The organism is Dongia sp., assembly GCF_041910485.1.
Classification (GTDB): domain Bacteria; phylum Pseudomonadota; class Alphaproteobacteria; order Dongiales; family Dongiaceae; genus Dongia.
In genome coordinates this window covers 146,434-157,991 of sequence record NZ_JAYRQR010000062.1, presented here as the reverse complement: position 1 = coordinate 157,991, position 11,558 = coordinate 146,434, and the positions used below count along the sequence as shown (strand labels likewise).

11 protein-coding genes are annotated in these 11,558 nt (G+C 63.6%); 5 read left to right on the top strand and 6 right to left on the bottom strand.

Translation table 11 applies throughout. From position 1 onward, the window contains the following. Positions 1-33: 33 nt before the first annotated feature. Together ACE3PP_RS20370 and ACE3PP_RS20365 are read left to right on the top strand one after the other, a co-directional pair. Complete coding sequence (locus ACE3PP_RS20370; protein WP_374385131.1) at positions 34-522, top strand: DUF1499 domain-containing protein; 489 nt, start codon at positions 34-36, stop codon at positions 520-522. Continuing rightward, positions 519-1,040: a PAS domain-containing protein gene (locus ACE3PP_RS20365; RefSeq protein WP_374385130.1), complete on the top strand. Its 522-nt coding sequence runs from the start codon at positions 519-521 to the stop codon at positions 1,038-1,040. The genes ACE3PP_RS20370 and ACE3PP_RS20365 overlap by 4 nt, the downstream gene beginning before the upstream one ends. 3 nt (positions 1,041-1,043) lie before the next feature. Here the strand turns inward: ACE3PP_RS20365 and ACE3PP_RS20360 are convergent, their stop codons facing one another. After that, positions 1,044-1,952 (bottom strand): oxaloacetate decarboxylase, encoded by a 909-nt coding sequence (locus ACE3PP_RS20360; protein WP_374385129.1) that lies wholly within the window; start codon positions 1,950-1,952, stop codon positions 1,044-1,046. A 229-nt stretch (positions 1,953-2,181) separates the two neighbouring features. On the opposite strand from ACE3PP_RS20360, the gene ACE3PP_RS20355 reads away from it, so the two are divergent. Next, entirely contained in the window at positions 2,182-2,541 is a 360-nt protein-coding gene (locus ACE3PP_RS20355; protein WP_374385128.1) for a hypothetical protein, read from the top strand. Positions 2,542-2,612: 71 nt separating this feature from the next. Here the strand turns inward: ACE3PP_RS20355 and ACE3PP_RS20350 are convergent, their stop codons facing one another. The 5 genes from ACE3PP_RS20350 to carA all read right to left on the bottom strand — a co-directional run bounded on the left by ACE3PP_RS20350 (position 2,613) and on the right by carA (position 8,892). Further along, positions 2,613-3,278: a hypothetical protein gene (locus tag ACE3PP_RS20350; protein WP_374385127.1), complete on the bottom strand. Its 666-nt coding sequence runs from the start codon at positions 3,276-3,278 to the stop codon at positions 2,613-2,615. A gap of 74 nt (positions 3,279-3,352) precedes the next feature. After that, positions 3,353-3,826 carry a transcription elongation factor GreA gene (gene greA, locus ACE3PP_RS20345; RefSeq protein WP_374385126.1) on the bottom strand — a complete coding sequence of 158 codons (474 nt, stop codon included), beginning with the start codon at positions 3,824-3,826 and terminating at the stop codon, positions 3,353-3,355. A 155-nt stretch (positions 3,827-3,981) separates the two neighbouring features. Further along, on the bottom strand, positions 3,982-7,215 hold the full coding sequence (gene carB / locus ACE3PP_RS20340) for a carbamoyl-phosphate synthase large subunit (RefSeq protein ID WP_374385125.1): 3,234 nt from the start codon (positions 7,213-7,215) through the stop codon (positions 3,982-3,984). Further along, positions 7,199-7,519: an endonuclease domain-containing protein gene (locus ACE3PP_RS20335; RefSeq protein WP_374385124.1), complete on the bottom strand. Its 321-nt coding sequence runs from the start codon at positions 7,517-7,519 to the stop codon at positions 7,199-7,201. The genes carB and ACE3PP_RS20335 overlap by 17 nt, the downstream gene beginning before the upstream one ends. Positions 7,520-7,701: 182 nt before the next feature. Continuing rightward, complete coding sequence (gene carA, locus ACE3PP_RS20330; protein WP_374385123.1) at positions 7,702-8,892, bottom strand: glutamine-hydrolyzing carbamoyl-phosphate synthase small subunit; 1,191 nt, start codon at positions 8,890-8,892, stop codon at positions 7,702-7,704. Between the two features lie 253 nt (positions 8,893-9,145). Here carA and ACE3PP_RS20325 point away from each other — a divergent pair, with 253 nt between their 5' ends. Next, positions 9,146-9,595, top strand: a complete 450-nt coding sequence (locus tag ACE3PP_RS20325) for a GatB/YqeY domain-containing protein (protein ID WP_374385122.1) — start codon at positions 9,146-9,148, stop codon at positions 9,593-9,595. 15 nt (positions 9,596-9,610) lie between these two features. Then, positions 9,611-11,530: a DNA primase gene (dnaG, locus tag ACE3PP_RS20320; RefSeq protein ID WP_374385121.1), complete on the top strand. Its 1,920-nt coding sequence runs from the start codon at positions 9,611-9,613 to the stop codon at positions 11,528-11,530. Positions 11,531-11,558: the final 28 nt, after the last annotated feature.

Sequence of the window (11,558 nt, the reverse complement as noted above, 5' to 3'; positions counted from 1 at the left end):
TAGGCCGCAACTACGCCTTCTACCGGAACCAGCATGCCGATTTCTCCGATCACGCGTCGCATTTTCTATTTATTGGTGGTCGGCTCTTGCCTGCTCGCCAGTGCCTGCGATGCCGAGACGGGCTTCGTCGAATTCGAGACTCTGTCACGATCCGACACGCCGAATGATGCGCTTGCTTGTCCGGCCTCGCTCTGTGCGGCGCCGTCTGACTTCCAGCCGGGCCGGATGGCAATGCCGGCCGCAGAGTTGGCCGAGAAAGTCGCAACGGCGCTTCCTGCGGCCGATCGCACAGAACTCGTTCAACGCAGCGAGGACGGCCTGCGCTTCGTCTTCGTGCAGCGCTCGCTCATCTTCCGCTTTCCCGACACGGTGAATGTGGCGGTCATCCCGGTCGATGCGGCTCATGCCGACATCGCCATCTACAGCCGCTCCAACTATGGATACGGTGATTTCGGCGTCAACCGCGCGCGGCTTGTCGATTGGGCAGCGCGTCTTGGCGTGGACCTCAAGGAGGTGCCATGACCGATTTGCCGGAAGGCGTTCATCGCTTCGCGGATTCAGAGCAGGCGCGCTTTCCCTCGACGGCGCGCCTCTTCGATTATTGGCAAGGGACCTTGCGCGACGGCGTTCCCATTCAGCGGACCGAGATCGATCCCGCAGCGATCCGCGACGTGCTGCCGTTCCTGCTGGTCGGCGATATCGAGCCAGAGCCGTTCCGGGTTCTCTTTCGTCTGGTCGGCACGGCGGTCGCCGATTTCAGCCGCCAGGATTTCAGCGGCCGCTATCTCGACGAACTGGTCTACAGCGCCCGCGACAGTCTCGACTGGTCCGATTGCTACCGCTTCGTTCATGCCGAGCGCTGCCCGGTGATCGGCGTCAATCATCTGCATTACACGGATGGGCGGGTGAACAGCTATGAGTTCGCCATCCTGCCCTTGTCGCGCGGGGCCGATCCGGCCGGTTCCTTTGTCTCGACCGAGGCCTACGACGATTTCGACCGGCTGCAGATTCCGGATATACAGCCGGTGAAGCGGCGCTAGGCGTCAGTCCCTGCCATCCGATGCCAGGCGCTCCATGAGATCGCGGGCAAAGCCCTCGCAGGCGCGCTCTGATTCGCGCAAGGCCGGCAAGCGGACGATGTCGTGGAACGCAGCGAAGTTCAGCATCTCGGCTTGCAGGCTGCCGGTATCGCCGCTTTCCCGCAAGGCGGTGTAGAGCCGGCGCAGCGCATGCGCGATGGTATAGGTGGCCGCGACCGGGAAGGCGACGCAGGCATAGCCGATATCCTCAAGCTGATCGGCGGAGAGCAGCGGCGTCTTGCCGCCCTCGACATTGTTCGCCATGCAGGGCGCTGCGATCTCGCTGCAGATGCGCGCCATCTCGTCGGGTGTCAGAGGCGCCTCGACGAAGATGAGATCGGCGCCGGCCTCGCGGTAGATCTGCGCGCGTTCGATCGCGGCATCCAGCCCCTCGATCGCGCGGGCGTCGGTTCGCGCCATGATCACCAGATCGCCATCGATCCGGGCATCGGTCGCCGCCTTGATCTTGGCCACCATCTCGGTGACGGGGATGACCCGCTTGCCCTCCATATGCCCGCAGCGCTTTGGTGCTACCTGGTCTTCGATGAAAAGCGCCGCGACCCCGGCGCGCTCATAGGCGCGGATGGTCCGCCCGACCCCGATCGGCGAGCCGTAGCCCGTATCGGCATCGGCCAGAACGGGGAGGGGGGTCGTGTCGCAGAGGCGCGCGTAATGGTCAGCCATTTCAGCAAGGCCCAGCTGTCCGATATCGGGGGCGCCGAGCAGGCTCGCGGTCGCTGCATAGCCGCCGGCGGTGAACGCCTCGAAGCCCGCCTGCTCGATGAGGCGCACCGACAGGGCGTCATGCGCTCCGGGCAGAACCAGGATCTCCGGCTGGTCGATCAGTTGACGGAATCGTGTGGTCCGGCGCATGGATACCTCGGCTAAGGTCGGTTTTCGGCCGATCATACCGGCGCCGGCCGAGTCGGCCTGCCAGGCTCCGTCGCGAAGGGGGATTTTCCCGTTTGCGGCCGGGAACTTTGTCTACGCCCAACGCGTTACCGCACGGGTATTTCGGCAAATTCCTGTTGAATTCTCGGGCCGGTCGCACGAGACTAGGGCCGGTTTTGCGTTCCATGCGCTCAAAAGAGGGATAATTACCATGTCAAACCGTATCGTGATCCGCCTGTCGGCGGCCGCTCTGGTGGCGGGCAGCGTTCTGGGTGTGGCCGGCCTCGCCGCCGCTCAGGATCAGACCGCGATCTACAGCCAGTATCACCAGGCGATCCGCGCCCACGAGCTCTGCACCGAGACGACGCTGGATCCGGCGGCCTGGAGCAAGGTCTCGACCTACATCGACAAGAAGATCAACTACGAAATCCCGGCCGGTGAGCGTCTGACGCTGATCGAAGCCGCCAAGACCGACGCCCGCGTGCTGGTCTGGAACAAGGGTTGCGATTCCGACGAAGTGAAGGCGCTGCTCTCGCTCTATGACGGCGAACTCGCCAGCCCGGCGATGTAATCCGCTGGCGGCCCTTTCGGGCCCGCCGCTGACGAAACCCCGCTGCCGCAAGGCATGCGGGGTTTTGCTTTTCAGGGCGCAATGTAGATGGTGGCGGGGCAGTTGCCCCTGGCGCGGGCGCCGGTATCGAGGGCGTCGGGCAGGGAGCCGGTGCCTTTGAGGTGGAGGCGGATCTCGACGAGGTCCGCGCGGCGGCAGACCAGCTGCAAGGCGCGGCTCGCCCCCGCTCCGAATGTCGTGCTGAAGACAGAAAGTATCCCGTTTCGGCTGATTTTCTGCCCCGCTTTGGCCCCGAAAAGCCCCCCGAAGGCACCCGTTTTCACCCCTTTTCCGAGGGCGATCGCCGTCGCGAAGTAGGTCTGGGGCGAGAGGCCGCTGCAACTCCCATGCTTCACCCATTGGTGCCGCTCCAGGTGCGAGCGGGTCCCCGGCATGATGTCGGCAAGCTGCCGTTCAAGGTCTGGGTCGAGGTCGACCGGGGGCAGACGCCGCCAGTCGCCCTTGTCGAGCCGCATCAGCCGCGCGCGGTCGGGACCCAGGCAATAGTCATCCGCCTCGTCCATTCGGCCGTCGCCGTTGCGGTCGGCATTGGGCCAGAGGCCATGCAGTGTCAGCTCGCGTTTGATACCGCCCGCGCATTCAGCTTTGACCGCCCCGGCATCGCTGGCGCAAAAGCCCGGTTGCCAGCTCATCGCCAGCACATAGGGGGGCGCATCGCCGAAAGCGGCGCCGGGCATCAAGGCTGCTAAAACGAAAACGGCCGCGCGAAGCAGATGTCCGCAGCGGCCGTTCATGGCAGGGCAAAGGGCCGTTATTTGAACTGGACCTTGGCGATTTCGTAGGATTTCGAACCGCCCGGCGTCGTCACCTCAACCGATTCACCGACCGTCTTGTTGATGAGCGCCCGCGCCAGCGGCGCCGAGATGGAGAGGCGGCGCGATTTGATATCGGCCTCGTCCTCACCGACGATCTGGTAGACGGTCTTTTCCTCGGTATCCTCGTCGATGAGGGTCACCGTGGCCCCGAACTTGACCTGCTTGCCGGTCAGCTTCGAGACGTCGATGATCTCGGCGCGGGAGATCTTGTCCTCAAGCTCGATCACGCGGCCCTCGATGAACGATTGCCGCTCACGCGCCGCGGTGTATTCGGCGTTTTCAGAGAGATCGCCATGCTCGCGCGCTTCCGCGATGGCGCGGATCACCGCCGGCCGTTCGACCGTCTTCAACTGCTTCAACTCTTCTTCGAGGCGGGTAAACCCGTCCCCGGTCATCGGAATCTTCGACATGGTCAAATCCACAGCAAAAAAGCAAAACAACCCCTCGGGCGCGGCGGCATTCCCGGCGGGGAAAACGCGTCGCTACCCGGTGAGCCTGACTTGTCCAGTGGGACCGAGGTAAAAACCCCGGTAGGCCGTTAACAATTGACGGCCACTTCTCCGGTTCAGCTCTTAAAGTACGATTGCAGGGGCGCGACTGCAAGCTCCCCCGCAGCCAGGGCACCAACCGCATCGACCGCCGCCAGGGCACCCGACAAGGTCGTGTAATAGGGAATCTGTCCCATCAGGGCCGCCCGGCGCAAGCTGAAACTGTCGCCGACCGCCTTGTTGCCGGCGACCGTATTGAAGACCAGCTTGATCTCGCCACGCTGCATCGCCTCGACGATATGGGGCGATCCCTGATGAACTTTGTTGATCGCGCGCACGTTGAGGTTCTGGTTCCGGAGGTAGGCGGCGGTACCTGGGGTCGCGCAAACGTCGAAGCCCATATCCAGGAGGCGCTTGGTCGCCGGGACGATCGCCGGCTTGTCCTTGTCCTTGACCGAGATGAAGACGGTCCCGCTCTTGGGCAGATTGAGGCCGGCACCCAGCTGGGCCTTGAGGAAGGCGCGGGCGAAGTTGGAATCGAGCCCCATCACCTCGCCGGTCGAGCGCATTTCCGGGCCGAGGATGATGTCGACGCCGGGGAAGCGGGCGAAGGGGAAGACCGCTTCCTTGACCGCCACATGATGGCGCAGGCTGGTGTTCAGGTTGAAGGTTTTCAGCTTCTCACCGGCCATCACGCGGGCGGCGATCTTGGCGATGGGGAGGCCGGTCGCCTTGGCGACGAAGGGCACCGTGCGGCTGGCGCGCGGGTTGACTTCGAGCACATAGATGTCGGCGCCCTTGATGGCGAACTGAACGTTCATCAGGCCGACGACATTGAGCCCCTTGGCGAGGCTCTCCGACTGGCGGCGCAGTTCAGAGATGACCTGCAGCGGCAAGGTGTGCGGCGGCAGCGAGCAGGCGCTGTCGCCGGAATGGATGCCGGCTTCCTCGATATGCTCCATGATTCCGGCGACATAGACGTCGCTGCCATCGGCGAGCGCGTCGACATCGACCTCGATCGCATCTTCAAGATAGGAGTCGATGAGGACCGGATTGTCACCGGAGACCTGCACGGCGGTGCGCATATAGCGCCTGAGCTGGCCGATCTCATGCACGATTTCCATAGCGCGGCCGCCCAGCACGTAGGAGGGGCGGATGACGACCGGATAGCCGATCTCGCCAGCGATCTTTTCGGCTTCCTCAGTCGAGCGCGCGATGCCGTTCTTGGGCTGGCGCAGCTTCAGCGTATGCAGCAGCTGCTGGAAGCGTTCACGGTCTTCGGCGAGATCGATCGCATCGGGCGAGGTGCCGAGGATCGGGATGTTCGCGGCTTCGAGTGCCGCGGCGAGCTTCAGCGGCGTCTGCCCACCGAACTGCACGATGCAGCCCAAGAGCTTGCCCTGGCTCTGCTCGACACGGGCGATCTCGATCATGTCCTCGGCCGTCAGCGGCTCGAAATAGAGGCGGTCGGACGTGTCGTAATCGGTCGACACGGTTTCCGGGTTGCAGTTGACCATGATGGTCTCGACGCCGGCCTCTTTCAGCGCATAGGCGGCGTGGACGCAGCAATAGTCGAACTCGATCCCCTGGCCGATACGGTTGGGGCCGCCACCAAGGATGATGACCTTGTTGCGCGCGCTGGGCTTGGCTTCCGACTGGGCCGGCTCCAGGCCGTTCCCCTCATAGCAGGAATACATGTAGGGCGTGTCGGAGGCGAATTCGGCGGCGCAGGTATCGATGCGCTTATAAACCGGATGGACGTCGAGCTTCAGCCGGTGCGCGGTCACTTCGGCCGCCTTCTTGCCGACAAGCTGCGCGAGGCGCGCATCCGAGAAGCCCATCTTCTTGAGGCGCAGGAGGCCCGCCTTCGTTTGCGGCAGGCCGTTCGCCTTCACCTCGGCCTCGACCTTCACCAGCTTCTCGACCTCGCGGATGAACCAGGGGTCGAACTTCGACGCACCTTGGATTTCGGCGACGGTGAGACCCTGGCGCAGGGCCTGGGCGATGACCAGCAGGCGGTCCGGCGTCTGCTTGGCAAGCTGCGCCAGAATGGTCGGCTTGTCTTCGCCTTCCAGCGCAACCTCATTTAGCCCGTTGAGGCCTGTCTCCATCGAGCGCAGCGCTTTCTGGAGTGATTCTGCAAACGAACGGCCGATCGCCATCGCTTCGCCGACCGACTTCATCGAGGTCGACAGAACCGCTTCGGCGCCGGCGAACTTCTCGAAGGTGAAGCGCGGCATCTTGGTGACGACATAGTCGATCGTCGGTTCGAACGAAGCCGGCGTCACCTTGGTGATGTCGTTCTTGAGCTCGTCCAGCGTGTAGCCGACGGCGAGCTTCGCGGCGATCTTCGCGATCGGGAATCCGGTCGCTTTCGATGCCAGAGCGGACGAGCGCGAGACGCGCGGGTTCATTTCGATGACGACGAGGCGGCCGGTATCGGGGTTGACGGCGAACTGCACGTTCGAACCACCGGTATCGACGCCGATCTCGCGCAGCGTCGCGATCGAGGCGTTGCGCATGATCTGGTATTCTTTGTCGGTCAGCGTCAGCGCCGGGGCGACGGTCACGGAATCGCCGGTATGGACGCCCATCGGGTCGATGTTTTCGATCGAGCAGATGATGATGCAATTGTCCGCCTTGTCGCGGACGACTTCCATTTCATATTCCTTCCAGCCGAGGACCGATTCCTCGACCAGCACCTGGCCGACCGGCGAGGCCTTGAGGCCGCCTTCGACGATGCGGATGAAATCTTCCTTGGTCGGCGCAATACCGCCGCCGGTACCGCCCAGCGTGAAGCTCGGCCGGATGATGGCGGGGAGGCCGACATAATCGAGCGCCTCAAGCGCTTCGTCCATGCTCTCCACCTGGCGACCGCGCGGGCTTTCGAGGCCGATGCGGTCCATCGCCTCGCGGAACAGGAAGCGGTCTTCGGCCATGTCGATGGCCTTGGCATTGGCGCCGATCAGCTCGACGCCGAGTTCCGTGAGCTTCCCCGACTTATGCAGCGCCATCGCCGTGTTGAGCGCCGTCTGCCCGCCCATCGTCGGCAGCACCGCGTCCGGCTTCTCTTTTTCGATGATCTTCGCCACGACTTCCGGCGTGATCGGCTCGACATAAGTTGCGTCGGCAAGGTCCGGATCGGTCATGATCGTGGCCGGGTTCGAGTTCACCAGGATGACCCGGTACCCTTCAGCCCGCAGCGCCTTGCACGCCTGTGCGCCCGAATAGTCGAACTCGCAAGCCTGCCCAATAACAATCGGCCCGGCGCCGATGATGAGGATCGATTTGATGTCAGTGCGTTTGGGCATGATGGGTCTCGTCCAATCCGAGCGCCTGACCGATGATCGTCAGAACGCCTTGTTCATTCTCGTTGAGTTCGTTGTTCCAGACGCGCAGCACGCGATAACCCGCGCGCGTCAGATAGTCAGTTCGTCGTTGATCGTGTTCGATGCGGTCGGCATGCTGGCCGCCATCTAGCTCAATGATGAGCTTGGCGGCCGGGCAGAAGAAGTCGACGACGTAAGGGCCGATCGGGGCCTGGCGGCGGAACCGGAAGCCGGCGAATTGCTTTCGCCGCAGCAGGCGCCACAAATTCTTTCCCGCTTCGGTCATGTTGCTGCGCAGCTTCTTGCTTGCGGCCTGTGCCAGCGGAGAGGCACCCCCCTCTCTAACTCTCCCCCTCAAGGGGGGAGAGGACTCGATAGCTCGGCTGGAATCGGTCTGATCTCCCTCCCCCCTTGAGGGGGAGGGGTGGGGAGGGGGGTATGTCCCGGATTTCTCTCGTGCCGCCATCATCACTTCTTCTTCGACTTCGCGATGTTTTCGACGAAGCGGTGGAAGAGGTAGTGGCTGTCTTGCGGGCCGGGGGAGGCTTCCGGGTGGTATTGGACCGAGAAGACCGGCTTTGACTTCATCGCCAACCCTTCGACGCAATCGTCGAAGAGCGAGCGGTGGGTGATTTCGACATCCTTCGGCAGGCTGTCCGCCTGGACTTCGAAGCCGTGATTCTGGCTGGTGATCTCGACCTTGCCGGTCTGGAGGTCCTTCACCGGATGGTTGGCGCCGCGATGGCCGCGATGCATCTTCGAGGTCTTGCCGCCGAGCGCCAGTGCCAGCATCTGATGGCCGAGGCAGATGCCGAAGATCGGCAGGTCTTTGGCGATCAGGTCCTTGATCACCGGGACAGCATACTGACCGGTCGCGGCCGGATCGCCCGGGCCGTTGGAGAGGAAGACACCGTCCGGCTGATGGCGCAGCACGTCGTCGGTGGTGGCATTGGCCGGCACCACGGTCACATCGCAGCCCGCGTCCGCCAGGCAGCGCAGGATGTTATCCTTGGCGCCATAATCGATGGCGACGACCTTATATTTGGGTGCCGGTGCCTTTTGATAGCCGCCATCGAGCTGCCAGAGGCCGCCCTCCCAATGATAGGTCTGCCGGCAGCTGACATCCTTCGCGAGGTCCATGCCGTCGAGGCCGGGCCAAGCCTTGGCTTCCTTGACCAAGGCCGGAATGTCGAACTCACCCTTGTTGTTGAAGGCGATGACGCCGTTGGGCGCACCGGCATCGCGGATGCGGTGGGTGAGGGCGCGGGTGTCGATTCCGGCCACCGCGAAAAGGTTGTTGGCCTTGAGCCAGGCATCGAAGCCTTGGGTCGAGCGCCAGCTGGAGGGTTCGGTGATGTCGAGGTTGAGGATCGCCCCGCGCGCGGCAACGGCTCTCGTCTCGACATCCTCAGGGTTCGCGCCGACATTGCCGATATGCGGGAAGGTGAAGCTGATGATCTGACCGGCATAGGACGGATCGGTCATGATCTCCTGATAGCCGGTCATCGAGGTGTTGAAGCAGATCTCGCCGACGGCCTTTCCTTCGGCGCCCAGGCCTCGGCCCTTCAGCACGGTCCCGTCGGCCAGAACGATGACGGCCGTCGCAACGGGGGTCTCGTCAGAAGCGGGCGCGTGGGCAGAGTTGGTCGCGGCGGTCATGCGCGGGCCTTTGCTTAAGTTCAAGAAATGGGAGGCGGGCCAACCTGGGCAGCCGCTTTGAGCTTAAGGATCGCCGGGCGCCGGCCGCAAGTTGGGAGTTTCTAAGCCGTGACAGTCCCCGCGTCAAGCGGCCTGTTGAAAAGAATTGTCAGCATTTTCAATGGTTTGTGAGCAATCAGCCGCATGGACTCGTGGGGGCGAATCCTATATGGTCCGACCTTTCCACAATCTTCAGAACAAACAGGTGGCGGCCATGCTGCGGCAGCGGATCAATGATGATGTCAAAACGGCGATGAAGGCCAAGGACGAGGCCCTTTCCGGCCTGCGCCTGATCACGGCCGCCATCAAGGACAAGGACATCGCCGCCCGCCCCGGCAACATGAACGGCATTTCCGACGCCGAAATCATTGAGATGCTTCAGAAAATGGTGCGCCAGCGCCAGGAGAGCATCGAGATGTACACCAAGGGCAACCGCCCCGAGCTCGCCGCCAAGGAGCAGGGCGAGATCGACGTCATCAACCGCTATCTGCCCAAGCAGCTTTCCGAGGCCGATACCCAGGCCGCCATCGCCGCCATCGTTGCAGAGACGGGTGCAAGCTCGATCAAGGATATGGGCAAGGTCATGGGCGTTCTTAAGGAGCGCTATGCCGGCCAATTGGACTTCGGCAAAGTCGGCGCGTTGGTGAAGGCGAAGCTCGGCTAAGGGACGCCGCCTCACATGGCGCTGCTGCCGCAATTCCTGGAAGAGCTGCGCCGCCGCGTCTCGATTTTCGACGTCGTAGGGCGCCGCGTCCGGCTCAACCGGCGCGGCCTGCAAGCAACCGGGCTCTGCCCCTTCCACAACGAGAAAAGCCCGTCCTTCCACGTCTATGAAGGGCCGGATGAGCCGCATTACCATTGCTTCGGCTGTGGGGCGCATGGCGATGTCATCACCTTCGTCATGGAGACGGAAGGCCTGCAATTCCGCGACGCGGTCGAGAAGCTGGCGGGCGAAGCGGGGCTGGAAATTCCCCGCGACAATCCGGAAGCCCGCGAACGCGCCGAACGCCAGGACACGCTGGCCGGCGTCATGGAGCTTTCCGCCAAATTCTTCGAATCCCAGTTGGGTGGGAGCGCCGGCCGCGCGGGGCTCGACTATTTCCGCCGCCGGGGTTTGACGCCGGAGACGATCAAGCGCTTTCGCTTAGGGTTTGCGCCGGACGGGTTCGAGGCGCTGAAATCCAAGCTCGCTAAGGAAAACATCCCCGAGAGCATCGCGCTCGAATCCGGCATGCTGGTGAAGAACGAGGATACGGGCCGCGTCTATGACCGGTTCCGTGGCCGGGTCATGTTCCCGATCATGGACGCCAAAGGCCGGGTCATCGCCTTCGGCGGCCGCGCGCTCGGCGACGAGAAGCCGAAATACCTCAATTCCCCGGAGACGCCGCTCTTTCACAAAGGCCGCACGCTCTACAATCTCAACCACGCCCAAAAGCCCGCCCGCGACAAGAACGAGATCATCGTCGTCGAAGGCTATATGGATGTGATCGCGCTCGCTGAGGGTGGCTTTCCCCATGCGGTGGCGCCTTTGGGCACGGCGCTGACCGAAGACCATATCCAGCTGCTGTGGCGGTTCGCGCAGGAGCCGATCCTCTGCTTCGACGGCGATGCCGCCGGGCAGAAGGCGGCGGCGCGCGGCGTCGAGCGGGTGTTGCCGCTCCTCAAACCCGGCCTGTCGCTCCGCTTTGCCTGGCTGCCGCAAGGCCAGGATCCTGACGATCTCATCCGGGGACCCGCCAATGGCGGCGGGGCGGGTGGCGGGGCAGGCGCGATGCGGCAGGTCCTTGAAAAGGCCCAGCCCCTGGTCGACGTACTGTGGACCGAAACGCTGGCCGGCCGGTCCCTCGATACCCCCGAGCGGCGCTCAGGTTTTCGGCGCGATCTCCTCGGCGCCATCGGGCGCATTGCGGACAAGGGGGTCCAGGAGGATTACCGGCGCGAGGCCCTGAGCCGGCTGGACCAGATGTTCGCCCCCCAAAATGCCCCCAGGGCGGGCGGCGCCGCGCCACGCCAGCCCCGGCCGGGCCGGTTCCAGGCCGGAGGACGCCTGCCAGGCATGCCTTTTCAGCATTTCGACGCTGGGGGCGAGGCCGCCAGACGGGGGACCGCCAATGTGCGGCGCCTGCCCTTCGAAGTGATGTTGGCGGTCCTTATTAACCATCCGGATCTGCTGCACCGCCACGGCGAAGCGGCGGCGCTGGTCGCCATTCCGGACCGTCAGCTTGACAAGCTGAAGGGGGCCTTGTTAGACCTCGCCTCCCAGTATCCGGACCTTGACGCCAGCGAGCTCAGGAACCATTTGATGGATCAAGGTTTCTCCGCCGCGATTGAAGCTCTGGTTCGGCACACGGGAACGATCAGATTTGCCCTTCCTTCGGCCGGGGTTCCCCAGGCTGAGGCGGGGCTTTTGCACGTTATGGCCATTTTGCGCGAGACCGAGATTGCGGTTGAGCTGGAAGCGGCGGCACGGGCCCTGGAGGAAGATATGTCTCAGGAGAACCTCGACCGCTTCCAAGCGGCGCAACAGCAGAAGCTGGAAGCCGAGAGTAGACGGCGCGACCTGGATCTCGCCGAATTCGATCCGCTATTCAAGAATTGAACGGGCCTTCCGCCCTGCACGACTGACA

Bases quoted from the DNA above. Each gene is read 5' to 3' on its own strand.
- ACE3PP_RS20335 (WP_374385124.1), bottom strand. From the start codon at position 7,519: ATGACCGAAGCGGGAAAGAATTTGTGGCGCCTGCTGCGGCGAAAGCAA.
- greA (WP_374385126.1), bottom strand. From the start codon at position 3,826: ATGTCGAAGATTCCGATGACCGGGGACGGGTTTACCCGCCTCGAAGAA.
- ACE3PP_RS20350 (WP_374385127.1), bottom strand. From the start codon at position 3,278: ATGCCCGGCGCCGCTTTCGGCGATGCGCCCCCCTATGTGCTGGCGATG.
- ACE3PP_RS20355 (WP_374385128.1), top strand. From the start codon at position 2,182: ATGTCAAACCGTATCGTGATCCGCCTGTCGGCGGCCGCTCTGGTGGCG.
- ACE3PP_RS20360 (WP_374385129.1), bottom strand. From the start codon at position 1,952: ATGCGCCGGACCACACGATTCCGTCAACTGATCGACCAGCCGGAGATC.
- dnaG (WP_374385121.1), top strand. From the start codon at position 9,611: ATGGCGCTGCTGCCGCAATTCCTGGAAGAGCTGCGCCGCCGCGTCTCG.
- ACE3PP_RS20325 (WP_374385122.1), top strand. From the start codon at position 9,146: ATGCTGCGGCAGCGGATCAATGATGATGTCAAAACGGCGATGAAGGCC.
- ACE3PP_RS20370 (WP_374385131.1), top strand. From the start codon at position 34: ATGCCGATTTCTCCGATCACGCGTCGCATTTTCTATTTATTGGTGGTC.
- carB (WP_374385125.1), bottom strand. From the start codon at position 7,215: ATGCCCAAACGCACTGACATCAAATCGATCCTCATCATCGGCGCCGGG.
- ACE3PP_RS20365 (WP_374385130.1), top strand. From the start codon at position 519: ATGACCGATTTGCCGGAAGGCGTTCATCGCTTCGCGGATTCAGAGCAG.
- carA (WP_374385123.1), bottom strand. From the start codon at position 8,892: ATGACCGCCGCGACCAACTCTGCCCACGCGCCCGCTTCTGACGAGACC.